Here is a 25,825-nt window from a genome sequence, read left to right as displayed (position 1 = left end):
GATCCGTTGAATTGTTTTAGCAAAAGCAAGATCGAAAAAATATCTTAGCTAAAAATAAGTAAACCCCTAACAATTTTATTGTTAGGGGTTTAAACTTATTTTAGTAGCCCGTAGGGGAATCGAACCCCTGTTTCTAGAATGAAAATCTAACGTCCTAACCCCTAGACGAACGGGCCTTTTTTTATTTTTGTTTCCCTTATTTTGGGAATGCAAAGATATAGCTTAATTGATAAATTAAAAATAAATTTTAAACTTTTTTTATTTGGTGCTGATTATGAATGCTATATATTTAATTGACAAACAAAATAAGTCAATTGCATTGTAAATCTGCGCGGGTTAAGGCTATCTTTATCGTAAAATCTATTCATATTATGAAAGCTATCTGGAACGACCAGGTCATTGCCGAAAGCAATGACACTATTGTTGTCGAAAATAATCATTATTTCCCTATTGAAAGTGTAAAAGGCGAATACCTGGAAACTACCGATACCCATACTACCTGCCCATGGAAAGGGCTTGCATCTTATTACACCCTTAACGTTGACGGGAAAAAAAATCAGGACGCCGCATGGTATTATCCGCAGCCAAAAGATGCCGCAGCAAACATTACCAATTATGTAGCGTTTTGGAAAGGTGTTAAAGTAACTCCATAAGGATGAAAAAATTTGATGCCATTGTTATAGGTGCGGGCCAGGCGGGGGGGCCGCTTGCCAAAAAGCTGGCGCAGGCCGGAATGAAAACGGTGATTATTGAAAAACGTTTTTACGGCGGCACATGTGTTAACGATGGCTGTACCCCAACCAAAACCTGGGTGGCATCGGCTAAGGCTGCTTACATGGCCGGCAAAAGCGCCGACTTGGGTGTACCGGTAAAGAAATTTGCCATAAACATGCCCTGGATAAAAAAGCGAAAGGACGATATCGTAATGCAATCGCGCATTGGAGGTCAGCATGCGGCCGAGAAGATAAAAGGGCTGGATGTTGTATTTGGCGAGGCAACATTTACCGGCGATAAAACCGTTTCGGTAAAACTTAAAAACGGTAAAAAGCAAAATATCCAGGCCGATCAGATATTTTTAAATGTTGGCGCCAAGCCATTTATTCCCGAAATTGAGGGATTGGCCGAAATCAAATATCTTACTTCAACAACCATTCTCGATCTGGATTATGTGCCGGAGCATTTATTGGTGCTGGGTGGTAATTATATCGGCCTGGAGTTTGGCCAGATGTTTCGCCGGTTTGGCAGCAAGGTTACTATTTTGGAGAAATCTGAAAGAATAGTTTCGCGCGAGGACGAGGACGTATCTGCCGAAATGCAAAAGATTCTGGAGGCCGAAAAGATTAATGTACTCACCAATACGCATGCTACAAAATTTAAGCAGAAAACCGGCGGTAAAATAACCGTTACTACAACCAGTAATGGCCAAGAAAAGAAGATAAGGTGCAGCCACGTATTGGTAGCAGTTGGGCGCACACCGCAAACTGAAACGTTGGGGTTAGATAAGGCCGGTGTAGAAACAGATGAAAAAGGCAACATCAAAGTAAACAGCAAACTGGAAACAAATGTGAAAGGTATTTACGCCCTTGGCGATGTAAAAGGCGGGCCTGCTTTTACACACATTTCGTATAACGATTATACTATAGTTTACCGCAACCTCATTGAAAAGCAAAACCTGAGTATTACCGACAGGTTGGTGCCTTATTGCATGTTCACCGATCCGCAACTGGGACGGGTGGGTATTGACGAGACTGAAGCAAGGAAACAAGGATTGGAATACAAAGTGGCCAGGCTGCCCATGAGCCACGTAGCCCGTGCCATTGAGACCGGCGATACCCGTGGTTTTATGAAGGCCATTGTTGATGTTAAAACCCAAAAGATTTTGGGCGCAACAGTTTTAGGCCCCGAAGGCGGCGAGATTATGACCGTGCTGCAAATGGCTATGGAGGGGGGCATTACTTATGAGCAAATTCGCTATTTTATTTTTGCTCACCCCTTATATGCCGAATCACTAAATAACTTATTCCTGGGACTCGAAGAGTAGTTTTACCGCATGATTAAAGTTGACGGCATAAGCAAACAGTTTGGAAAGGTTAAAGCCGTTGATAGCATCTCGTTTGAGGTGCAGCCCGGAGAGAATTTAATTTTGCTGGGTACCAGCGGCTGCGGTAAAACTACAACGCTAAAAATGATTAACCGGTTAATTGACCCTACCGGCGGCAACATTTACATTAACAATCAAAATATATTTGATCAGCAGCCCGAAGTTTTAAGGCGCGGCATCGGCTATGTGCTGCAAAACAACGGTTTGTTTCCGCACTATACCGTGGCCGAAAATATTGCCATAGTGCCGCAGCTACTAAAATGGGATAAAAAGAAAACTGAAAACAGGACTGCGGAATTGATGGAGAAACTGCACCTGGACAAACGTTATCTGCATGTTTACCCCAACGAGTTAAGTGGTGGTCAGCAACAGCGCGTGGGGCTGGCCAGGGCCCTGGTGTCAGATCCTCCCGTTTTGCTGATGGATGAGCCCTTTGGCGCGCTTGATAATGTTACCCGGTCAAACATTCATAAGGAGTTTAAAGCCCTTGATGAATTGAAGCGTAAAACCATCATTATGGTTACCCACGATGTGCAGGAGGCTTTTGAACTTGGCGACAGGATTTGCCTGATGGATAAAGGCAAAATTGTTCAATCGGGTACACCTGCCCAACTATTGTTTAAGCCAGCCAATGAATTTGTGGAGAATTTTCTGAAAGATCAACGCCTGCAACTGGAGTTCAGGGCCGTGCGTTTATACAATATTTGGGGGTTACTGCCTAACTCGCACAAAAAGGCAGATGGTATGTCATTAGCTGCTAATGTTGATGTGTGGTCGGCGCTCGAGGGGTTTAAGTTTAATGATCACGAAACTATCAACATAAGCAACAATACCGGCGAGCATAAACATATAAGCTTTGAACAGTTGATAGCAGCCTTTTATCAGTATAAAAACAAGCAGGGGCATGAATGAGCATCAGCAAACCTTATTTGAATTTATGAGCCAGCAGGGCGATAAGCTTGCTGCGCAAACGCTGCAGCACATTGGCCTTACTTTTATCTCGCTTTTTATTGCTGTAATCATTGGTTTGCCATTGGGTATTTTCATTACCCGTAAAGTAAAATTATCCGGCGCTGTGCTGGGCATAGCGGGAATATTGCAAACCATTCCAAGCATCGCGCTATTGGGGTTCATGATTCCTGTACTGGGTATTGGTGCCAAACCGGCCATTGTAGCCTTGTTGCTTTATGCGCTGCTGCCAATCATTCGTAATACGTATACGGGCATTACCGGGGTTGATACTTCAGTGAAGGAGGCGGCCGTAGCCATGGGGATGAATAAATGGCAGGTTTTGTTTGAAGTAGAGCTACCCCTTGCCATGCCAGTTATTTTGGCCGGCATCCGCACCGCTACCGTGATAAATGTAGGCGTGGCAACATTGGCTTCATATATTGCCGCAGGTGGCTTAGGCGAGTTTATTTTCGGTGGCATTTCGCTCAATAATACCAATATGATATTGGCGGGCGCTTTACCGGCCGCTCTACTCGCCATCATATTTGATTTCCTCCTGTCGCGGCTGCAGAAACTCAAATTTAAAAAGATAAAAACAAGCACTTACGCATTGCCAATTTTACTGGCGGTGCTATCATCGTTGTATTTTATTCCATCGGTCTATGGTGGTAAGCTTACAGCGGGTTTTACGCCCGAATTTATGGGCAGGCAGGATGGTAACCTGGGGCTTCAAAGCAAATACGGCTTAAAAATCCATACCGTGGTTATCAGCGATGCGGTGATGTACAAGGCCGCATTTGAAAAACAATTGGATGTAATTAGTGGCTACTCTACCGATGGCCGGTTAAAGGCTTATGATCTGGTGGTTTTAGATGATGACAAAAATATTTTTCCTCCCTACTATGCTGCCCCTATTGTGCGCGATGGATCCCTGAAAAAATATCCTGACCTGGAAAAGACATTAAACCTGCTTTCGGGCAAAATAAATGATTCCATTATGACGGAATTAAACTATCGTACAGACTATCTTCACCAAAGCCCCGAAAGGGTTGCAAGGGATTTCCTGGAGGCAAATAAACTGTATAAACCATCCCGCGAGGGGGCTGCCGGGATCATTCGTATTGGCTCAAAAATATTTGGTGAGCAATACATCCTGGCTAACATGTATAGCATGCTGATAAAGGGTTATACCAATTATGATGTTGCCACTAAAACGGGCCTGGGGGGAACAAAAATTTGTTTTGATGCCTTAACTAACGACCAGATAGACTTTTACCCGGAATACACGGGTACCGGCTTGCTGGCCATTTTGCAGGCATCGCCAAAAACGGTTGCCGAGGTATCAAAAAGTAAGGATAGTACGTATGATTATGTGCAGCAGGAGTTTGAAAAACGTTACCAGGTAAAATGGCTCAAGCCTATTGGTTTTAACAATGCCTACGCATTAATGATGCGCAGGCAACAAGCAAAAGGGTTAAATATTAAAACAATTTCAAACCTTAAACGATATTTGAATAGGAAGTAATTAGATGGATTTAGCTGATTGTTATAAAAAAGTCAGGCTGCGAACGGAGCAGATTTGCAGCCCGCTGCAAACCGAAGATTACGTGGTGCAGCCTGTGGTTGATGTTAGTCCGCCTAAATGGCATATAGGGCACGTTACCTGGTTTTTTGAAACCTTTATCCTGAAGCCTTATTTCATGGGCTACCAGGAATTTAACCTCAATTACAATTACGTTTTCAACAGCTACTATGAAACGGTAGGCAATCGCGTTATCCGTACCGACAGGGGTAATTTAAGCCGCCCTACAGTTGCCGATATTTACCGGTACCGGGCCTATGTGGATGAGGCAATGGCTAAATTCCTGTGCCAGGAACCATCCGCAGAAGTGAGGGAATTGCTCATTCTCGGTTTTAACCACGAGGAACAGCACCAGGAGCTTTTATTAACAGATATTAAATACATTTTAGGCCATAACCCGCTATTTCCGGCTTATGACGATAGTTATGTATCGCCCAAAATCTCAACGGATGAAAGCGCCGGTTTCATTAAAATGGATGAAGGTGTTTACGAGATAGGCTATATTGGTGAAGGCTTTTGTTTTGACAATGAACTGAACCGGCATAAGGTTTATTTAAATGCATACGAAATTAGCCCCAATTTGGTAACCAATGCCGAATACCTGGATTTTATTGGCAGCGGGGCATATCATGATTTTCGCCACTGGCATGCCGAGGGTTGGGATTGGGTGAATACCCATAAGATTGAAGCTCCGCTTTACTGGCACCTGATTGACGGCGAATGGCACAATTATACTTACCATGGCTTAAAACCGCTTAGTTTAGAGGAACCGGTTTGCCATATCAGCTATTTTGAGGCCTATGCTTACGCTTCATGGAAGGGGTTAAGGCTGCCTACTGAATTTGAGTGGGAGGCCGCGGCAACTAAATTTAGCTGGGGCAAAAGTTGGGAGTGGACAGAAAGTTCGTACCTTCCTTATCCCGGGTTTGCAAAAGCACCGGGTGCAATTGGCGAGTATAACGGCAAGTTTATGGTAAACCAAAAAGTATTGCGCGGCGCATCAGAAGCAACATCGCCGGGCCACAGCAGGATAACTTACCGCAATTTTTTTCAAACACATTTACGTTGGCAGTTTACCGGCATCAGGCTTGCAAGGTAACCGCACAAAACAGGAAGATATGGACTCAACCTTTGCACAAACAAATTTAACGGCGGCATCAACCACAAAAACAAATTCGTTTTATAATGATGTTATAACCGGCTTGCGCGGAACACCCAAGCGTTTAAATTCAAAATATTTTTACGATGCCAATGGCGATAAGCTTTTTCAGGAACTGATGAACTGCGAGGAGTATTATCCAACCAATTGCGAGCTGGAAATATTTTCGGAGAAAACAGGCGAGATTACCAGCGCTCTTATTGCCGATGGAGATGCTTTTGACCTGATTGAACTGGGCGCCGGCGACGCCACGAAATCAACCTACCTGCTGAAAGACTTGCTGGCTAAAAAGGCAGAGTTTACCTACCTGCCTATTGATATATCGGATAATGTAATTTCGTACCTCAATATTACCTTGCCTGTTACTTTACCCGGCTTAAATATAAAAGGGCTTAACGGCGAGTATTTTGATATGCTTAAAAAGGCAGCTTCCATATCATCAAGACGAAAAGTGGTGCTTTTTTTAGGATCAAACATTGGCAATATGCCGGTTCCAGAGGCCATTGAGTTTTGCCGGGAATTACGCAATCATCTTTCCGAAGGGGATATGGTGCTGATTGGGATGGACCTTAAAAAAGATCCTAAAGTGGTATTGGCCGCTTACAATGATAAAGAGGGCATCACCAAAAGATTTAATCTTAACCTGCTGGAGCGTATTAACCGCGAATTAGAGGGCAATTTTGATGTTGCCAAATTTGATCATTATCCAACCTACGATCCGGAAACCGGTGCATGCAAAAGCTACCTTATTAGTCTGGAAGATCAACTGGTAACCATCGGTGGTAAAGAAACAATCCATTTTCAAAAAGATGAATACATCTATATGGAGATTTCTCAAAAATTCACCATCATGCAAACAGATCAAATAGCCATAAATGCCGGATTTGCACCGGTAACCCAGTTTTTTGATGGTAAAAAATGGTTTGTTGATGCTGTTTGGGTTGCGGCATAGGCTTTGGTAATTGCCTTGCTTTTAAAGGTATATATTTTATAAACCGTGTGGGTTGTTGGTATTAAACCGGCAACCTTTTTTTGTATTTAAACCTGTAAAACCGGTTTCGGAGATTGTAATTCGGCACAAAATAAGTTAACTTTTTAGCAATGCATACGGCTACAGATTTGAGTTGGGGCTTGCCGAAGCCAAACGCTTTCAAATGAATAGCTATAGTTGTTATTAACACAATTATTAATCACTCTATCTCACTCCATTTTTGTTAGGTATATCCTGTTTTATTGGTAAAATAATATTATATTAATGTTAATTTTTGTTTGTTGCTGTAAATCAGCTATATATTTAGATTTTAAAGTGTAGTATTTACACTAATTAAATAATAAATATTTTTTCAATTTGTTTCATTTTGATGTTTATTTAATTATAATTGTTAAATAAACACTAATAATTTCCTGCAGGGTTTTATTGATACTACCAATTAAAGACGAAGCCGAAAATCTAAAAGAGTAGGCAATTACCATTTATTCTAAATTTTTTATGAAAAGATATTTTTCACTGGCCGCGCTTTGCATAATTCTCGCTGCGGGAATAATAATAAGCTGCAAAAAAACCGAAAAGCTTAATAATACTACACAAACAGAAGTGCCGCTGGTTAGTAAGGCCAAAACCATCAATGCATTAGCCGGTGCCACCGGCATTCACGATCCTTCAACCATAATTAAGCGCAACGGGGTTTATCATATCTGGGGTACCGGTAATCAGATATATCACCTTACCTCAACCGACTTAATAAAATGGACCACGGCTTCAACCGTTTTCGCTTCAGGTACCTGGCCCAGCTGGATAAACACATACGTTTCTAACTTTGGAGGCAATTTTTGGGCACCGGAATGTATTTACATGGGCGGCAAGTATTATATGTATTACTCTGTTTCGATGGGGGCAAGGCCTTGCGCAATAGGCGTAGCAACCAGTACCGATTTAACTACATGGACAGACCAGGGGATGGTTGTTTACTCAGATAATAATACCGTATACGGTTCTATCGATCCTTCGGTCTTCGCTGATGCCAGCGGTAATTACTGGATGACATTTGGTTCGCACTTAACCGGCATCTGGATAGCCCAGATAAATCCAGCAACAGGTAAAAGACTTAACAGCACGGTTAAAAACATAGCTGGTAGCAGCAGCAGCGAAAATGAAGCATCGTACGTAATCAGGAATGGTAGTTATTATTACCTGTTTTACAATAAGGGTATTTGCTGCAACGGAACCAGCAGCACTTACTATGTGCAAATGGGTCGGTCGACCAGCCCTAATGGTACTTATGTAGATAAAAACGGTGTAAACCTGCTTAGCGGCGGCGGCACTACGGTATTAAGTACATCGGGCAAGTATATTGGCCCGGGGCAGGTGGGCTATTATACCGAAAACGGGTTCAATTTTCTTACCTATCATTATTATGATGGCAATAACAATGGTACGCCTACATTGGCAGTTGGCAATATGGGTTGGTCGGGTGGCTGGCCTTTTATAACCCAGGATTGGATAGCCGCCGGTCGGTATAAAATTATAAATAGCAACAGCGGTAAAGTTTGGGACGACTGGGGCTGTACGGGGGCTTCGCAACAAGCTATAGCACAAAATACAAATAATGGGCTTTTATGTCAGCAATGGGATTTTACTGCTCTTGGAAACGGTGTTTTTAAAATAACGTGCGCACAAGGCGGTTTAGCTGCAGATGTTGTTAATTGCAATGCGGCAAATGGGGCTCCGCTGGACCTTTATGCCTATCTCAATAATAATTGCCAGAAGTTTGATTTGTCAAGGGCCGCTAACGGCAACTTAGTGTTTACTCCTTTGAATGGCAACAGGGTAGTAGAGGTGCCAAATGCTTCAACGGCAGATGGGGTGCAGCTTGCGTTATTTGATTATAACGGATCGACATGCCAGCAGTGGACAGTGGCCGCTCCGTGACAAATAGCGATGGCATATCTATTATATAAGCAACATCGGCGAACGCTGTCCAAAATGGCGTAGCGTGCCAAAAACAAAAAGCTGTTTTTATAAATAAGACAGCTTTTTGTTTATTACAACAGCCTTGGGTTCAGCTCAGAATCTACCAGCCCGCCAATTGGTTTGTTCATCAGCCATTTGTGGTGGTCGCTTTTTTGCCACTCATTTTTATAAGGTGTAATGCGGGCACCATCGGCAATGTAAATTACCGTCATCACTTCGCGCATTTTATTGGAGTTGTTACCGGGTGCATTGTGAATGGTAAAGCCCCGGTGCCAGGTGGCATCGCCGGCTTTCATGGTTTGTGCCCTGCTTATCGGGAAGTCTTTCTCCTTTACATAATCGTCAAATGCTGATTCGGATTCATCGGATATTTCATGATTAAATACTGCACCGTTGGTATAAGAGTTTGATGCAAAGGTGAGCATGCCCATATCTACGTCAATATCAACCAGCGGCATCCACATGGTTACCGTGTTATTGGTATCTATAGGCCAGTAATATTGGTCCTGGTGCCATGGGGTAGGGCCTCCGCCGGCTTCTTTAAACAGGGCCTGGTCATGATATAAGCGCACGTTTTCAACTCCCATCAGGTCAGCGGCAATTTTGGCCATTCGTTTGGCAAAAACAAACTGTTTTACGTCGGCATCTACCTGCCATAAGTTCATAATCTGCAAAAATGCTTTGCCGTAGGTATCCCGGTCTTCCAGTTTGCGTTTTTCGGTATTGTATCGCTCAACAGCGTCAACAATAACCGGGCGGTAAATTGCTGTTTCTTCTTTTGAGAGTATATTTTGAATTAAGGTATGCCCCTTTTCACGGAACTCCAGAATGCTTTCTTCCGGTAATTTTATAAAATCATCCAGCGTTAACAGATCAGAAACCTTTGTATTCATATTTTTTTTAGTTTATATTCAAAGTAAGTTTAACTTTAGCTGACAAAAAATGAAATGAGTGGTGTAATTATGGATTATTTTATCCACAGGTTAACTTTTTAATAAATTATACGTTAAAATATGCAATGATAAAAGCCTCGTTCGAAATTCTTCAGCCCTCCATTAGTCAATCGTTCCTTGTCAAAAAATTCGATAAGCTGGCATTTGACGCGCCGTACCACTTTCACCCGGAATATGAGTTAACCTGTATTTTAAAAGGGAGTGGCAAACGGTATGTGGGCAGCCATATGGAAGATTTTGTAACTGGCGATTTGGTATTGCTGGGCCCAAATTTGCCCCACTGCTGGAAACTGGATATTGCCACTGTGTTGCCCGAGGATGCAAGCGCCATTGTAATTCAGTTTAATGACGCGTTTTTGGGCGATGACTTTTTTAACAAATTTGAATTACTGCACATTAAAAAGCTTTTTCAGAAAAGCGGTTGCGGGGTATCATTCCATTCAGAAACGCAGCAGGATGTAAAGCAAATGCTGCAGAGCCTGGTTGAAGAAAAAAGCAATTTCAGGGTATTGATAGGCTTGCTGGAGATATTGCAGCGCCTGGCATCGTCTGACGAATATATTTTGCTTGATCAGCACCGCATTATAGCCGAGCGTTCAACAGCCGAGCAGGAACGCATTAATCCCGTATTTGCTTACCTGGTAGAAAATTTCAGGAAACAGGTATCATTAGATGCCGCAGCGAGTATTGCCAACATGACCACCAACGCTTTTTGCAAATACTTTAAAAAAGTAACCCGCAAAACGTTTATGGAAACTATAATTGAGTACCGGCTTAATTATGCCATACAGCAATTGGTACAAACCGATAAGCCGATATCAGAAATATCTTACGAGAGTGGCTTTGGCGATGTATCCCATTTTTACAAAATGTTTAAGGCCAAAATGAACCTAAGCCCGCTTAATTACCGCAAAAGGTTTATGCGTAACCTTGCCAGCAGCGCCAAAAAGCTATCGGCCTAAAATCAGGTTACATTAATTATACCGCGTTTTATGGCGTATATCACCAGGCCCACCAGGTTTTTTGATCCCGTTTTTTCAAATAAACGCGCCCTGTAACCTTCAACGGTACGTACGCTCAGAAAAATTTTATCGGCTATTTCCTGGTTGGAGTATTCCTGGCAAACCAGTTTCAGTACTTCAACCTCGCGTTCGTTTAAGTCGGCTTTGTTTGTGGCAATACTTTCGGAGTGATCGTTCCCTACCAGCTGCTTAATAAGGGTGATGGACAGGTGCTCGTTAAAATAAAACCCTTTGTTATGCACCGTTGATACAGCCTCAATAATTTCCTCCGGTTCGGCATTTTTTAGCAGGTAGCCAGATGCGCCGGCTTTCATCATATCAACAATATACTTGTCTTCATTAAACATTGATAGCGCAAGTATTTTGATGGTTTTATGATGCTGATGCACCAAAGCTGCCGTTTGAATGCCGTCCATTTCGGGCATTTTAATATCCATTAAAAGCACATCGGGGGTTTGGGTGGTTAATAAACCCATCAATTCTTTACCGTTTGAAGCTTCAAGTATCAAGTCAAAATCTTCACATTCTTCAAGGGTGGCTTTTAAACCGTTCCTGAAGATTTTATGATCATCTACTATACCTAATTTAATTGTACCCATTGATTAACAAATAGTTGGCTAAAGATAGATTAAAGATACAAAACTAAACTATTTTTAATTTAATAGTAGTAAGGCTGCCACTTAATGGTTTGCTGTAAATGTTAATTTCACCGTTGATGAGCTGAACCCTGCTCTCGAGGTTTTTGATGCCAAAGCCTCTTTTTACTTCGGGAAGGTTAAAGCCAACGCCATTATCTTTAAATTCCATCACCATAAAATTGCCTTCGCGGTTAATGGAAAGGTGAATAACCGAAGCATCGGAGTGTTTAATGGCGTTGCCAAAAAGCTCCTGTGCTATGCGGTAAAGCGTAAGCTCAATCTCTTGCGGAAACCGCTGATCGGGCATGTTTTTGCTAAACTTTACCTTGATGTGGGTAGTTTGCTCAACCTTGCTTGCCAGGGCTTCAACAGCCACCAGCAGACCATAATCGGTAAGTACCGGCGGCAAAACGTTGTGGATAATATTGCGTATTTCCTGTATGCATTCGTCGGTAAGCCTACGGGTATCGGCCAGTAATGGCTGGGTGGTATCGGTGGTGCAGTTTTTATCCAGCCGGTGCAGGTTAAGCTTTATAGCCGATAACACCTGGCCTACGCTATCGTGTAAATCTTCGGCCAGGCGTTTACGTTCGCTTTCCTGGGTTTCAAAAACGGCAGCCATCAGGTCGCTTTGGCGCGCGTCATGCAAGGCCCGCAATTCAACCTGGTTTTTGATCATCTTACGCTGGTAAATAATCACGAAAAAAAATAAGCAGGTGATTAATACAACCACCACAAGCGTACCGATTATTAATATCGGAATTAAGCCGCTTTCTGTAGCCGGTAAAGTAACCTTACTGATTTTTAGTATCGGGATCAGGCTGTTTTTTGTGGTTTGCAAAGTAATCCTATTGAAAATAATATATTAGCGATAATATTGGATATGCTATTGATAATGTAATAGCTGGCCCGGTCATCAACTGGTATGTGCGTAAGAAGCATAAACAGAAAAATATTCACTGATGAATAAAAAAGTGCTCCTGCATTTATCCAAAAAAGCCCCTGTTTTTCAATGTCAATATATTTTAGCGGATTGAGTAGCTGATAAAAATAAGTCAGTGATAATATGATCACCAATATACTTAACGATGTGTTTGAAACTGATGGATAATCGTAAATATTTTTATCGAATAAAATGGATAGTAAAACAGTTATGCCAGCAAGAGCAAGCGTAATCCTTTTGAGGATAGGCTTATTGAAAAGATGGTAATATATTAAGGTATAAAACACCATTGACACCCAAATGTTAAAATGAAAGATAGGCATGTTGTTTTTTTCTCCGGAATTGTTCCAAAGCCAGGTTATCGGATCAAAAAAAGATGCTACAAGAAAAAATAAGGCTGCAATTTTTAATACCTTGTCCAGGTGCTTATAATTATAAAATGCCGCCAACACAGGAACAAATCCTGATATTGTGGAAAAATAAATTAAAGCCAGTTTTATATCCATGTCAATATACCCTTGTAATCGTACCTTATATATCGCCTGATAACATATTTTTAGGACATCCGGGCGAGCCTGGACACGGATAAGATTGGTTTCCAACCACATTCGTTGACGGGGCAGCAGCAGATAACTTAAATGTCTTTATTTCGGTAGATACAGCCGCAACTTCCTTTTTTACATCGCTTGGTAATTGATCTTGCCCGTCAGCTTGTACGCCTGTTATTACAAAACGTTTTTCGCCTTCGGCGTTAGCTACCACCCTGATAAAGAAATTTCCGACAGAAACCCAGAATTGTTGCCAGCCTGTAAGATGTTGCTTGTTAGCATAATAAATGCGAATGCCTAAGCAACCATCCTGCTGCAATATGGTATTCAATATTTTTTGTCCGAAAAATTGAGACACAACTGCGTCTGGATGCCTGTGCCGGTGGTTTTTTGTCCATTGAGCAGCAAGCTCAAGGTCGATTGCGGCACCTTCGTCGCCGGTAATTGGGTTGGTGTCTCTTGTTGGTTTGGTTTCCATTGTTGATTTAGTATAGAGGGTTAGGAATTAGTTTGGCTAAAACTAAGATTAATAAGTTGTTATTTCAACAGGAGAGCGAGTTTTGACTGCCATAGCAGCGTTTGAGGGGTGTTTGTAATGTGCTCATTTACAGCAAATAATAAACTTTTTTGTTTTTTACACCGGGAGTATATTACGTATTTCTACGCAGCAAAAACTGTAGTAGTACGTGGGGGCATATTTGGCTATGGAAAAAGCTAAAATAGCGGCCCCGGAACTTGATTTTAACAAATATTAACAACTTTATTATGGAACAATATGTGTATTATAATAAATATATTTTATATTGCCTTTGTATTAATATACCTCCATAAGTAATTAATCAAATTTAAAACCATAAACCAATTAAAATGAAAACAGAAATGTTAACCACCTTGCCCGACCCTACTCTTGTAGGTGAATTTATTACCGAAAGCTTTTACAAAGAACTAACAGAAGACTTTCAACGAAAGTTTCCGTCCGAAATTCGTTCGGTAAGCCTTAGCCGCTTAGCTGTAGAAGCGGTTTTAAAAGAAGACAACGTATCCGGCATTAAATTTATGAATGGCCTTGAAAACGCAAATGATCCATCGTCGAGGATACTGGTGTTAATTCCAGCTAATCACACAGTTATAAACAGCTTACCCAACTCCATTATTAATAAAAACGGGTTCATGACCAATACCGGCGAGCGGATCTCGCTTGAAAGAACATGGCAGGTATTATTTAACCATGTATTGAATTTCAAGAAATTGGAGCCGGCCGCCCATTATACCAAAATTAACCGCGGTTCATTCATGGGGCAGTTTCGTTTAAATGAATTTTTGAACGCTACAGATTGCAGTACTTTTATATATCACTTTGGCTACTTAAAGGGCGAAGACCTCCCTTATAAACTTATTATCCAGCCATCGGATGGAATGAATATGTATATTGAACAATCAATGCCTTGCCCTGGTTCAGCAGGTTGCCCTGCTTCTACCAGTTCAGAGCCTTGCGCCCTTACCCGTATTGCAACCAACTTTGCTGGCAAAGAGGCTGATGGCCAGTTAAATGTGCTTAGGGGTTTCAGGGATAAAATATTACAGGAAAAATTCAATGGTGCCGAGATTGAAAAATATTATACAATTTCTGCATCTCTGCTTGAGGCCATTGATAAAGAACAAAACAAGGCCGTTATATTTAAAGAGATTTATGACAAGTATATCCAAACGTCAATTGCTTCCATAAACAATAATGATGAGGCAACTGCTTATGGCCTTTTCCTGGAAGCAATGCAACATTTAACGGATACCTATTTATATCAATAAGGTTTATATCAGTAAGGGTTTCTTCCAGATAAAGAGAGCGTCTTTTCCGTAGGAGAAGGCGCTTTTTTGCGTTTGTTAAACTATCCTTTTTTAAATATCACAAATTCTGTTGCTTATTTCTACGCAGCAAAAAACTGTAGTAGCACGCAGGATGATATTTGGGGCTAATCATAAAATTGAAATAACAGCCTGGACTTTGATTTAAACAAATATTAATAACTTTATTAAGGGGCAATATGGGTGTCGTAATAAATATATATTATATTGCATTTGTATTAATACATCAATAAGTAATTAATCAAATTTTAAACCATAGACCAATTAAAATGAAAACAGAAATGTTGAGTATCGTGCTTGACCCTACCCTTGTAGGGGAGTTCATCACCGAAAGCTATTATCGCGAACTTGCTCAGAACTTCAGAACTAAATTCCCATCAGAAGCCCGTTTTGTAAACTTGTCTAAGTCTGCCGTTGAGACGGTTCTTAGTGACAGCAGCGTATCGGGCATTAAATTCATGAACGGCCTTACTGATGCAAATGATCCTTCATCAAGGATACTGGTACTTATTCCTGCCAATTATACTGTGAATGACAGCCTTCCAAATGCTATTATTAAAAAAGATGGCTTTATCACCAATACAGGCGAGGTAATCTCGTTAGAAAAAACCTGGCAAGTGCTTTTTAACCATGTGCTTAACTTTAAGAAGCTGGATGCCAGCATGCATTACACAAAAATTAACCGGGGATCGTTTTTTGGCCGTGTTCGGTTAATGGAGCTTCTAAATGCAACCGAATGCAAAAGTTTTATCTATCATTTTGGGTATATAATTGAGGAGAATTTACCATATAAACCAATGATTCAACCTGAAAATGAGATGACAATGTATTTGGAGGAAGCGTTGCCTTGTCCTGGTTCGCCGGGTTGTCCGAAGACCGGTAGTTCAGACCCATGCGCCCTTACCCGGATTGCAACCAACTTTGCCGGTAAAGAAGTCGATGGCCAGCTAAATGTGCTTCGGGGTTTCAGAGATAAAATTTTGCAGGAAAAATTCAACGGTGCCGAGATTGAAAAATATTATACAATTTCTGCATCCCTGCTTGAGGCCATTGATAAAGAAGAAAACAAGGCCATTATATTTAAAGAGATTTATGACAAGTACATCCAAACGTCAATTACTTCCATAAACAATAATGATGAGGTAACTGCTTACAGCCTTTTCCAGGAAGCAATGCAACATTTAACGGATACTTATTTATATCAATAAGGAGTTTCCAGGTCAAAAAAAGCGTCTTTTCTTTATGGGGAGGCGCTTTTTTGCATTTAAGGGGGTTCGCGTAAAGTCGCCGAGGCGAAAATTGATTTGCTTATTTTTTTGTTAAAAGCTGTCTAAATTTGATTTGTGCATGTTTCAATAATTCTAATGAAGCACAAACCCGCGCGTCATTGCGAGTATCCACCAGCCTATGCTTGAAAAAACAGTAATGACATAATTGTAAACGGGGCTTTTGTAGAGACGCAACATTTTGCGTCTCCCGCATGCAAATCACACATGCAAATTGAGCCTGTAAATTTTGAATGTCCTGGGGGAGACGCAAAGTATTGCGTATCTACATTAAAAAACAACTCTGATAATTAACAGCTTACAATCATGTCATTATAAGGTATGAAGCAATCCCAAACTATGTGGGACTTAGCATATCGGGGATTGCTTCGTACCTCGCAATGACGGTCTGTTTTTTTTCTTTAGGAACCTCTTAGTGATCCAGGCGGCCTTTGCGCGAAATTAAATTTTCAATATTCCCCCAAATCCAACAACATCGTTTCAAGTATCATACCCCCCCCGCGTATTTCTACGCGACAAAAACTGTAGTACTACGTTTTCAATCGCGTACAATCATAGGGCCTAAAACAGTAGTAGCAACGTTGATAGGGGCTTTTTTTAGTGAAACCTTTGACATAACAAAACAGCAGGGCTGTAAAAAGTTATGGAGGGTGCCGAAAATCCAATCAAAGAGTAGGCGGGAAGAAAAATCTAAAAACAAAAACCTATGAGCTTTACTATTAAAGGCAACCTACGCGGTTTGCTATGTTCTGATTGCGAGCTGCCGGTATCGGGCAACTCGGTAAAGGTTTACAAAACCTTTGATAGGGCCAACGAAACCCGCCTGGCCGTAGCCGATGCCAAACAAACGTTTCACCAGGTTACCGATGCCGAACTGAAAGAAAAAGAAAAACTATTTATAGCCGAAGGCAAACTCCAGGATAACGGCGATTTTGTGATTGAGATAGGCGACAAAAGCGGCTACGATGGCGGTACGCTTGATGTTGACTGGTATTGCGGCAATACCCCTATAAAAATTGGGCCACACCACGCTAAAGATCTTTCGCTACAGTTTCATATCACCACCCTGCAACCGGCTTTTAAGCAAACCGAAAGCGGGCAGGTCGCTTTTTTTGAATACAGGATAGACCCTAAATGGTTTTGCCGCATCCTTACCCTGTTAGATATCTGGGTGGTTTGCGGAATAGTATCCGACTGCGAAACTAAAAAGCCACTATCAGGTGTTAAAGTATTTGCCTACGATGTGGACTTGATACAGGACGATACCTTGGGCAATGCCTATACAGATAGCAATGGCAAATTTACCATCGTATATCCGGGCGCCAATTTCAGGCAAACGCTGCTTTCGCCATTTTTAAATGTAGAGTGGCCAGCCGGCCCGGATTATTATTTCAGGGTGGAATCGTCATCAGGTGCCGTTTTATTACAGGAAGATCGTACCCGCGGCCGCCAAACCGACAGGCATAACGCGCATAATTGTTTCTGTGTAAAACTTTGCATAAAAGATGGCGGCATTTATACCAGCGATGTGCCCTGGTTTACATCGGTTGGTAAATTCAATATCACCTCAGATATTGATGCCACCGGCAAAACGCTTACCACAAAATCGGGCGTTGGAGGCGTAGGTTATGGTTTCTTTAACTCGGTAAACCTGGTTGGCTACGCAACCAAAAAAGTACCCACAGCACCAGCAAGTGCGTTACATTACCGCTTTTTATACTCGCTGGATAATGTGAATTACAGCCCCGTTACCAGCGCCCAGATGGACCCAACGCAACTTAAGGTTGCCACCCGCCAAATTACCTGGAACGGAGGCCCTGCGTTTCAAAATGTGGTTATTGATTTGGGGCAACCAGCTTCGGTTGCGGATAGTATCCCGGCAGATAATTTCCCCAGCCCAATTGCCGATCATGTACTTCACCCCGATGCCAATGGCTGGATAAGGGTTGATCAGCCTGCATTGGACAATGGTTTTTACGGTCCGCTGGTTTTACTAAATACCAATACCATTATTGGCGGCGGCGATGCCAGCGCCGGTTTAATCCCCGGCAGCGCGGTTAGCGCGGCCAATCAAAAAAATGGCACTATGCTGTACCTTAAGTTTCAAACAACCGATGATCCAACCAACCCTGCATCTACCAATTTAAAAACACAATCTATCATCGGTAAAATATACGTAAACAACTGGAACGAGGTAAGCCTGCTTAAACTGGAAGAGCTGTTTGCCGGTGGCGGTAGCGGTTGTACACCCGTACAATCACAAGCCCATGTTGATTATACAGTTGATCATGAATTGATAGGCAGCTGGAACATCGGCATATGGTCGAACGCGATAGGTAGTGTATCGGGTTTACCATCGGGCAATGTGCCAAGGGGAGATGCCGCGGTATATAACCTTGCAACTGCGGCCCTGTCGCCGGCATTTAATACCTGGCCGTCATGCGCTTACAGTTTAACCCTAAACACTGTACGTAAGTTAACCACAGGCGACTGGAACGATTATGTAAAAACAAACCAGGTTATTTTTTGCAAGTAATTAAATCTATCTATACATAAGGGTATCGCTTAACCGGGATACCCTTTTTGTATTAAAACAATCGTAGTATATAGGAAAACTCATATACCAGGAACACAATTACCAGCACGGAGTGGAATACCTTATTATCCACCTTCATAGCAACCATACATAACACAAAATGACTGATGTTACGAATGGGGTATTCCAACGTATAGTGGCTGTAATAAGCCTGTCCTTTTATAAAAGTATCCACCATATCTAACAGGTAGCTTGCCCCTAATATGCCGAATATCCATTTGCGGCGCGAATAAAAGTAATCTTTGTAATCTTTATAATCGTTCAGGTCTTCGGGGTAAAGCAGGGCGCACACGCTGTAATAAATTACAATGTAAAATATCACGAAGAAATACTCCAGGAACAGCCAGTGTTTAATATCGTGCAGGTTAAACTCCCACCACCAAAAATGCAGCAATAACAGGAACATGTAAAAGGCCCACAGGGTGTGCACCCAATAAGGTTTGTTGCGCCCCGGATGCTGAATTTGCTTAGCAGCCCCTTTGAGTAAATGGGTAATGCTAAGGCCAAGTATAATACCAATAACAGACTTGATGTGGCTGAAAAAATCCATAGATAGTAACGTGGATGGTAATAGTTAAATGTAGATATTTGATAAATAGCTTTTAAGAAAAACATTAAATATACCGTCCCCAATGACACAGGAACTGAAAGACGAGGCTTTAGAGCAAATAGAACTGGATATAAAGTTTGGATTTGAAAATGAGCAACAGATTTTTGAAGGGTTAGAAGATATGTTTTATGAAGAGGATGACATTGACGAAGACTGGCTAAAACAAACCATCCATCAAAAATACAATCGGCATCAAAAGGAAGCTTTGCAGTGGACAAAACCAACCGGATTTGATAAGCTGGCCAAAGCATTTGACCAACTGATTGCGCAAAAGATAGTATGCCTGCACAACGCCGGTTATACCAAACAAGATGGCGAAGGCGATTGCATGGAGACCATAGAACGCTTGGATGAATTAGGTGTTAATGCTATTGGCTTTTGCTATTATCACTCGCAGGATTTAGCCAGGGCTGTTGAGCTTAATACCCGGAACTTGTATTTAGGTTTTGATAGCGTTACGCAAAATGATGATGAGGCCCTGCAGGTTGCCCAAATGATTGTTGCAGCGCTCAAGGAAAACGGCCTCCAGATAAACTGGCCAGGCACAGTTACCCAACGGATAGAAATTGTAAACATCGACTGGAAAAAAATACCCGACAATGAAGAATGGGGAGCAGAGCGGGTTATACAAATGTTGACTAAGCCTCAATCAAATCAGAAGCCTTTTTGGAAGCTATGGTAGGTAACTATAACATTCTTAAACAAACAACCTTATGTGGACTATGAGTTTCGTTAAGCATTTTTACCTGCCATTCGCATTAATAATGACTTTATCGGCAACGGATAGTTCTGCCAATAATATAGATTCCATTAAAACCGACAAAGATGTATTCACTTTTGTAAAAGTATTTTTTACCGATAGGAAGAGTAATGGAAAATTTGATGAATACTATAATGATGCGGTAAAGGTTGCTGACTCTTTAAAAACGAAACATTGGTTTAAAGCCGATATAGATAATAATGGAGAAACCGACCTTCTTGTTTTTAGAGCAAATGGTTTACCAGAAATATTCGCAATTCTTTCAATTAATGGAACATACAAAAAAGTAGTTGCCAACTATTGGTGCAAATATCAATTTATTTATCCTGTTATTACGAATATAGAAGGCCAAGATATAGTACTGCTTTACAGTCAAGACCAAATTAATTATGACCCGGTCTTGAAGAAATTTATTTACACCAAATTGGAGTGCGATACAATAACGTTAATGAATAATAGATTTATTAACTACGTTAAATCATCCAGGCACTACGATATAGAAAAAATAGAGATTAATAATGATGGCATATGTGAGGAGCGTTGCCCAAGAATAAAGATTTCCATCAATCCCAAAAAGCTCAGCAGTTCTTGTTTAAAGCAACAGGATTGGGACAATTCAGTTAAAAATTATATTGGGCAGCTAACTAAAATCGAGATAAAAAATATTTTAGCATTGCTTCAATACTCCAACTTTGGCGACTTAAGAAACATCTATAAAGTGCGTTGCTCTGATCAAACTACAACAACATTGACAGTTGTTTTTAACGGCGGTAAAACAAAAAAGATCGAAGATTACGGCTCGTCGGGCAACTTTACATTATCGGAGATATACAATATAGCATTCAATACTAAATGGATGGAAGTGAAGGAAAAAAGGACTAAATTTTTTGAATAAACAAAAAAAGATGCCCTTACTTTAGAACATCGTTTTCCTAATAGGACATTTATATTCCACTAAAAAATCGCCTCCGCTATCCTCTTAGTCGGCCCGGCATTGCTCATAGTATAAAAATGCAGTACCGGTACCCCAAAAGCCATTAACTCACGGCACTGGTTTATCATCCATTCTACACCAATATCCCGCACATCTTTTTCTGATTTGCAGCCGTTAACAGCGTCGCATAAATCTTCGGGCATATCAATATGGAAGGTTTTTGCTAAACCGATTAACTGTTTTGAATTGGTGACAGGTTTTAACCCCGGTATAATAGGCACATTGATACCGTTAGCCCGGCAGTTATTTACAAAATCGAAATATTTCTGATTGTCGAAAAACATTTGGGTAACAATAAAATTTGCGCCCATATCAACCTTTTGTTTCAGGTATTTAAAGTCGGTTTTAAGGTTTGGAGCCTCAAAATGTTTTTCGGGATAACCGGCAATACCAATGCAGAAATCGGTTTTCAGGCTATCGTCATTATGCTCATGCAGGTATACACCATTGTTCATGTTTACTACCTGTTGTAATAAATCGGTAGCATAGTTATGTCCATTAGGGGTCGGCACAAAAGATGCATCTCCCCGCCGTGCGTCGCCCCGCAAAACCAAAACATTCTCGATGCCTAAAAACTGCAGGTCAACTAAGCCATTCTCTGTCTCATCCTTGGTAAAGCCACCGCACAACAAATGCGGAACGGTATCTACCTTGTACTTATTCATAATGGCCGCGCAGATGGCGATAGTACCCGGGCGTTTGCGATAGCTCAGCTTCTCCAGCAGTCCATTATCATGCTGCTTGTAAATAAAATCCTCGCGCAGCGATGTAACATCAATAAACGGCGGCTTAAACTCCATTAGCGGGTCGATAGCATCGTAAATACCCTGAATGCTCTGTCCTTTTAAAGGAGGAATGAGTTCAAAGGAAAAAAGTGTTTTGCCTTTTGCATTAGCAATATGTTCCGTTATTTTCATTGTTTGTTCTGGTACGAGTTTCTTATTATATCCGTCATTGCGAGGTACGAAGCAATCCCCGATTTGCAAATCCGCCCTGTATAGTTCGGGATTGCTTTGTACCTCGCAATGACGGTTTGTTGTATGTTACTATCAATAATTAATGTTAGGACCAAGCCAACGTTCAACGTCCTCAAGCGACATTTGCTTCCTAACCGCATAGTCCTCCACCTGATCTTTACTTATCTTCCCTAATCCAAAATACCTGGCCTGCGGATGTGCGAAATAAAATCCGCTTACAGCTGCTGCAGGTGTCATAGCTAAACTTTCAGTAAGATGCATTTTGGCATTTTCCTCGGCTTTCAATAACTCGAACAAGGTTGTTTTCTCAGTATGGTCCGGGCAGGCTGGGTAGCCTGGGGCCGGGCGGATGCCCTGGTATTCTTCCTTGATCAGATCGTCGGTGCTTAGCTGTTCGCCTTTGCTGTAGCCCCAGTATTCTTTACGTACCAGTTCGTGCATTTTTTCGGCGAAGGCCTCGGCAAGGCGGTCGGCAAGGGCTTTGGCCATAATGCTGTTATAATCGTCATGATCGGCCTCAAATTCGGCAACCAGCTCGTCGCAGCCAATACCGGTTGTTACCGCAAAGCCTCCAAAATAATCTGGTACTCCGCTCTCTTTTGGCGCGATAAAATCTGACAAAGCATAATACGGGTCGCCCTTAACTTTCTCGGCCTGTTGGCGCAGGGTATGGATGCGGGTCAACAAGGTGGTTCGGCTTTCGTCGGTATACAACTCAATATCGTCCCCAACACTATTGGCCGGCCAAAAACCAATCACACCATTGGCATGCAGTAGTTTTTCTTTCACTATCTTTTTTAACAATACCTGTGCATCGTCATAAAGCTTTTTGGCTTCATCGCCTACAAATTTATCAGCAAATATCTTAGGATAGCTGCCACGCAATTCCCAGGTGTGGAAAAATGGTGTCCAGTCGATATAAGGAACTAATTCTTCCAACGGGTACGATTCAAATACTTTGGTACCCGTAAACGTTGGTTTTGGTGCTACATCGCCATCCAAACTGATCTGGAAGCGGGCCTGCCTTGCCTGGTCGATGGTAACAAAACGCTTGTCCGATTTTTTATTCAAATGCGCTTCGCGCGATTTGGCGTATTCTTCTTTAATATTTTTGATATAGGCATCCCGGCCATCACGGTTCATCAAGCTGCTGCAAACGGTAACACTGCGCGATGCATCAAGCACATGGATTGCGGCACCCGAGTAATGCGGATCGACCTTAACGGCCGCGTGGATACGCGAGGTAGTAGCCCCGCCAATAATCAGCGGAATAGTAAAACCTTCGCGCTCCATTTCTTTAGCAAAGTGTACCATCTCATCCAGCGACGGCGTAATCAAACCACTAAGGCCAATGATATCTACATTTTGTTTTTTAGCTTCTTCAATAATGCGTTGCGCCGGTACCATTACGCCCAGGTCAATCACCTCGAAGTTGTTACAGGCCAAAACTACGCCTACTATATTTTTACCAATATCGTGCACATCGCCTTTTACGGTGGCCATCAATATTTTACCGGCGTTTGCACGGCTGCCGCTGCTGTCTTCGCCGGCATCAATAACCCGTTGTTTTTCCAGTTCGATGAATGGCAGCAGGTAAGCCACCGCCTTTTTCATTACACGGGCCGATTTTACCACCTGTGGCAAAAACATTTTGCCTGCGCCAAATAAGTCGCCTACTATGTTCATGCCGTCCATCAGGGGGCCTTCAATAACCTCCAGCGGTTTGCTGTATGTTTGGCGGGCTTCTTCCACATCGTCATCCAGGTATTCAATAATGCCTTTTACAAGCGCATGCGATAATCTTTCCTGTACAGTTCCTTTGCGCCATTCTTCATCGCGCACTACCTCTTTGCCTTTACTTTTTATGGTATCGGCATATTCAACAAGGCGTTCAGTAGCATCGTCGCGGCGGTTAAGCAGTACGTCTTCTACCAGTTCAAGCAGAGTTTTATCTATTTCCTGGTAAACTTCCAGCATGCCTGCATTCACGATACCCATATCCATACCGGCGCCAATGGCGTGGTACAAAAATGCGGAGTGCATGGCTTCACGCACCACATTATTGCCCCTGAAAGAGAAGGAGATATTACTTACCCCACCGCTTACTTTAGCATGTGGCAGGTTTTGTTTTATCCAGCGGGTGGCTTCAATAAAATCAACCGCGTAATTGTTATGCTCCTCCAAACCTGTTGCAACGGTTAGGATGTTGGGGTCGAAGATGATGTCCTGCGGAGGGAACCCCACCACATTAACCAGTATATCATACGATCTTTTACATATCTCAATACGGCGTTGTAACGAATCGGCCTGGCCGGTTTCGTCAAAGGCCATTACAACCGTGGCTGCACCATAGCTAAGGATTTTGCGGGCCTGCTCTATAAATTTTTCTTCGCCCTCTTTAAGCGATATGGAGTTTACGATACCCTTACCCTGGATGCATTTTAATCCCGCCTCAATAACCGTCCATTTTGATGAATCGATCATGATAGGCAGTTTGGCAATATCGGGTTCGGATGCTACCAGGTTCAGGAATTTCACCATTACCGCTTCCGAATCAATCATGCCTTCATCCATGTTAATGTCTATGACCTGCGCACCGCCCTCTACCTGTTGCAAGGCAACAGCTAAAGCAGCCTCATAATCCTCGGCTAAAATAAGTTTCGAGAATTTTGGCGATCCGGTGATGTTGGTACGCTCGCCCACGTTTACAAAAATGCTATCGTGTTTTATGGTAACCGCTTCCAGACCGCTCAGGCGCAAGTCGGGTTCAATTTCGGGGATAAGTCTTGGTGGGTATTTGGCTGCTTTTTCGGCAATGCATTTGATATGCTCGGGCGTAGTACCACAACAACCACCAACGATATTAACCAACCCGGCTTTAATAAAATCATCAACCTGGTGTGCGGTTTCATGCGCGGTTTCGTCGTACTGGCCAAACTCGTTGGGTAACCCTGCGTTAGGATATGCCGATATAAATACATCAGCTTTTTCAGAAAGTTCGGCCAAATGCGGCCTCATTTCTTTGGCACCCAAAGCGCAGTTTAAACCTACTGATAACAGGTTGGCATGGCGGATAGAATTCCAAAAGGCCTCTACCGTTTGCCCGGAAAGGGTACGACCAGATGCATCGGTAATAGTGCCCGAGATCATGATAGGCAAATGCTTGCCCGACTCGTGGGCGTATTTATTGATAGCGAACAAGGCCGCCTTGGCGTTCAGGGTATCAAATATAGTTTCAACTAATAATAAATCCGATCCGCCATCAACCAAACCCCGTACCTGGTCATAATAAGCATTGGCCAAATCATCAAAGGTAACGGCGCGATAACCGGGGTCGTTAACATCTGGCGATAAGGACGCTGTACGGTTGGTTGGCCCGATAGCACCTGCTACAAAACGCGGCTTTGATGGATTTTTTTGGTTGTATTCGTCGGCCACTTCGCGGGCAATACGGGCACCTTCGTAGCTAAGTTCGTAGGCCAGCTCTTCCAGCTTATAATCGGCCAGTGAAATTATTTGTGTGCTGAAGGTATTAGTCTCGATGATATCGGCGCCGGCATCTAAATACTCGGCATGAATAGCTTTGATAATATCCGGGCGTGTAATATTCAAAAGGTCATTATTCCCCTGCAGATCGCTGATGTGATCTTTAAACCTTTCGCCACGAAAATCCTTCTCGGTAAGCTGGTACCGCTGTATCATGGTACCCATAGCCCCGTCAATTACAAGGATGCGTTTTTCTAATTCTTTTCTAATGTCCATTTTTATGATTTCACCGATTTTTTTTGTGATTTCACTGATTTTGACTTACACCAGATAAAAATCGGTGAAATCATAATTAATCTGTGAAATCAAAAAAACGTAGCTTACA

Annotated in this window: 21 protein-coding genes and 1 tRNA gene; 13 read left to right on the top strand and 9 right to left on the bottom strand. The window is 42.2% G+C overall.

The annotated features are described in order from the left end of the window. Window positions 1-104 precede the first annotated feature (104 nt). Window positions 105-176 (bottom strand) — tRNA-Glu (locus AC1RM2_RS13470). Between the two features lie 195 nt (window positions 177-371). Here AC1RM2_RS13470 and AC1RM2_RS13465 point away from each other — a divergent pair. From AC1RM2_RS13465 to AC1RM2_RS13435, 7 genes are all read left to right on the top strand, one after another. Continuing rightward, window positions 372-653 carry a DUF427 domain-containing protein gene (locus AC1RM2_RS13465; RefSeq protein ID WP_492985580.1) on the top strand — a complete coding sequence of 94 codons (282 nt, stop codon included), beginning with the start codon at window positions 372-374 and terminating at the stop codon, window positions 651-653. 2 nt (window positions 654-655) lie between these two features. Then, window positions 656-2,041, top strand: coding sequence for a mercuric reductase (locus AC1RM2_RS13460; RefSeq protein WP_492985579.1), 1,386 nt, complete (start codon window positions 656-658; stop codon window positions 2,039-2,041). Between the two features lie 9 nt (window positions 2,042-2,050). Continuing rightward, window positions 2,051-3,013, top strand: coding sequence for an ABC transporter ATP-binding protein (locus AC1RM2_RS13455; protein WP_492985578.1), 963 nt, complete (start codon window positions 2,051-2,053; stop codon window positions 3,011-3,013). Next, window positions 3,006-4,577 (top strand): ABC transporter permease/substrate-binding protein, encoded by a 1,572-nt coding sequence (locus AC1RM2_RS13450; RefSeq protein ID WP_492985577.1) that lies wholly within the window; start codon window positions 3,006-3,008, stop codon window positions 4,575-4,577. Before AC1RM2_RS13455 ends, AC1RM2_RS13450 begins: the two co-directional genes overlap by 8 nt. Window positions 4,578-4,581: 4 nt before the next feature. Then, window positions 4,582-5,733 carry an ergothioneine biosynthesis protein EgtB gene (gene egtB / locus AC1RM2_RS13445; RefSeq protein ID WP_492985576.1) on the top strand — a complete coding sequence of 384 codons (1,152 nt, stop codon included), beginning with the start codon at window positions 4,582-4,584 and terminating at the stop codon, window positions 5,731-5,733. Between the two features lie 19 nt (window positions 5,734-5,752). Next, window positions 5,753-6,745 (top strand): L-histidine N(alpha)-methyltransferase, encoded by a 993-nt coding sequence (locus tag AC1RM2_RS13440; RefSeq protein ID WP_492985575.1) that lies wholly within the window; start codon window positions 5,753-5,755, stop codon window positions 6,743-6,745. A 537-nt stretch (window positions 6,746-7,282) separates the two neighbouring features. Beyond that, window positions 7,283-8,722, top strand: a complete 1,440-nt coding sequence (locus AC1RM2_RS13435) for a family 43 glycosylhydrolase (RefSeq protein ID WP_492985574.1) — start codon at window positions 7,283-7,285, stop codon at window positions 8,720-8,722. Window positions 8,723-8,835: 113 nt separating this feature from the next. On the opposite strand, the gene AC1RM2_RS13430 is transcribed toward AC1RM2_RS13435, so the two are convergent. Beyond that, on the bottom strand, window positions 8,836-9,657 hold the full coding sequence (locus AC1RM2_RS13430) for a phytanoyl-CoA dioxygenase family protein (protein WP_492985573.1): 822 nt from the start codon (window positions 9,655-9,657) through the stop codon (window positions 8,836-8,838). A gap of 125 nt (window positions 9,658-9,782) precedes the next feature. Between AC1RM2_RS13430 and AC1RM2_RS13425 the strand changes: the two genes are divergently transcribed. Then, a complete protein-coding gene (locus AC1RM2_RS13425; protein ID WP_492985572.1) occupies window positions 9,783-10,679 on the top strand; it encodes an AraC family transcriptional regulator in 897 nt (298 codons plus the stop codon). 2 nt (window positions 10,680-10,681) lie between these two features. Here AC1RM2_RS13425 and AC1RM2_RS13420 read toward each other — a convergent pair whose 3' ends face one another. From AC1RM2_RS13420 to AC1RM2_RS13405, 4 genes are read right to left on the bottom strand one after another with little or no spacing between them, the layout of a single operon-like run. Beyond that, a complete protein-coding gene (locus AC1RM2_RS13420) occupies window positions 10,682-11,338 on the bottom strand; it encodes a response regulator transcription factor (RefSeq protein WP_492985571.1) in 657 nt (218 codons plus the stop codon). Window positions 11,339-11,381: 43 nt separating this feature from the next. Further along, entirely contained in the window at window positions 11,382-12,218 is an 837-nt protein-coding gene (locus AC1RM2_RS13415) for a sensor histidine kinase (protein WP_492985570.1), read from the bottom strand. After that, window positions 12,194-12,922, bottom strand: a complete 729-nt coding sequence (locus AC1RM2_RS13410) for a hypothetical protein (RefSeq protein ID WP_492985569.1) — start codon at window positions 12,920-12,922, stop codon at window positions 12,194-12,196. The genes AC1RM2_RS13415 and AC1RM2_RS13410 overlap by 25 nt, the downstream gene beginning before the upstream one ends. Then, complete coding sequence (locus tag AC1RM2_RS13405; RefSeq protein WP_492985568.1) at window positions 12,852-13,346, bottom strand: hypothetical protein; 495 nt, start codon at window positions 13,344-13,346, stop codon at window positions 12,852-12,854. Before AC1RM2_RS13405 ends, AC1RM2_RS13410 begins: the two co-directional genes overlap by 71 nt. A 389-nt stretch (window positions 13,347-13,735) precedes the next feature. Between AC1RM2_RS13405 and AC1RM2_RS13400 the strand changes: the two genes are divergently transcribed. From AC1RM2_RS13400 to AC1RM2_RS13390, 3 genes are all read left to right on the top strand, one after another. Continuing rightward, window positions 13,736-14,674: a hypothetical protein gene (locus AC1RM2_RS13400; RefSeq protein ID WP_492985567.1), complete on the top strand. Its 939-nt coding sequence runs from the start codon at window positions 13,736-13,738 to the stop codon at window positions 14,672-14,674. A 326-nt stretch (window positions 14,675-15,000) separates the two neighbouring features. Continuing rightward, entirely contained in the window at window positions 15,001-15,939 is a 939-nt protein-coding gene (locus AC1RM2_RS13395; protein ID WP_492985566.1) for a hypothetical protein, read from the top strand. A gap of 784 nt (window positions 15,940-16,723) precedes the next feature. Then, window positions 16,724-18,553, top strand: coding sequence for a transthyretin-like family protein (locus AC1RM2_RS13390; protein WP_492985565.1), 1,830 nt, complete (start codon window positions 16,724-16,726; stop codon window positions 18,551-18,553). 52 nt (window positions 18,554-18,605) lie between these two features. Here the strand turns inward: AC1RM2_RS13390 and AC1RM2_RS13385 are convergent, their stop codons facing one another. Continuing rightward, window positions 18,606-19,163, bottom strand: a complete 558-nt coding sequence (locus AC1RM2_RS13385) for a hypothetical protein (RefSeq protein ID WP_492985564.1) — start codon at window positions 19,161-19,163, stop codon at window positions 18,606-18,608. Between the two features lie 82 nt (window positions 19,164-19,245). Between AC1RM2_RS13385 and AC1RM2_RS13380 the strand changes: the two genes are divergently transcribed. Together AC1RM2_RS13380 and AC1RM2_RS13375 are read left to right on the top strand one after the other, a co-directional pair. Beyond that, complete coding sequence (locus AC1RM2_RS13380) at window positions 19,246-19,905, top strand: DUF6891 domain-containing protein (RefSeq protein ID WP_492985563.1); 660 nt, start codon at window positions 19,246-19,248, stop codon at window positions 19,903-19,905. 31 nt (window positions 19,906-19,936) lie between these two features. Then, the gene (locus AC1RM2_RS13375; protein ID WP_492985562.1) at window positions 19,937-20,878 is read left to right on the top strand and encodes a DUF6438 domain-containing protein; all 942 of its coding nucleotides are present in this window, start codon (window positions 19,937-19,939) and stop codon (window positions 20,876-20,878) included. A 59-nt stretch (window positions 20,879-20,937) separates the two neighbouring features. Here AC1RM2_RS13375 and metF read toward each other — a convergent pair whose 3' ends face one another. Both metF and metH read right to left on the bottom strand, forming a co-directional pair. After that, a complete protein-coding gene (gene metF, locus AC1RM2_RS13370; RefSeq protein ID WP_492985561.1) occupies window positions 20,938-21,894 on the bottom strand; it encodes a methylenetetrahydrofolate reductase [NAD(P)H] in 957 nt (318 codons plus the stop codon). 132 nt (window positions 21,895-22,026) lie between these two features. Then, window positions 22,027-25,716, bottom strand: a complete 3,690-nt coding sequence (gene metH / locus AC1RM2_RS13365; RefSeq protein ID WP_492985560.1) for a methionine synthase — start codon at window positions 25,714-25,716, stop codon at window positions 22,027-22,029. Window positions 25,717-25,825: the final 109 nt, after the last annotated feature.

This window comes from Mucilaginibacter sp. GW822-FHT03E02 (genome assembly GCF_058801545.1).
The sequence above is the reverse complement of the archived record's forward strand: the minus strand, read 5'-3'. Positions and strand labels throughout refer to the sequence as shown.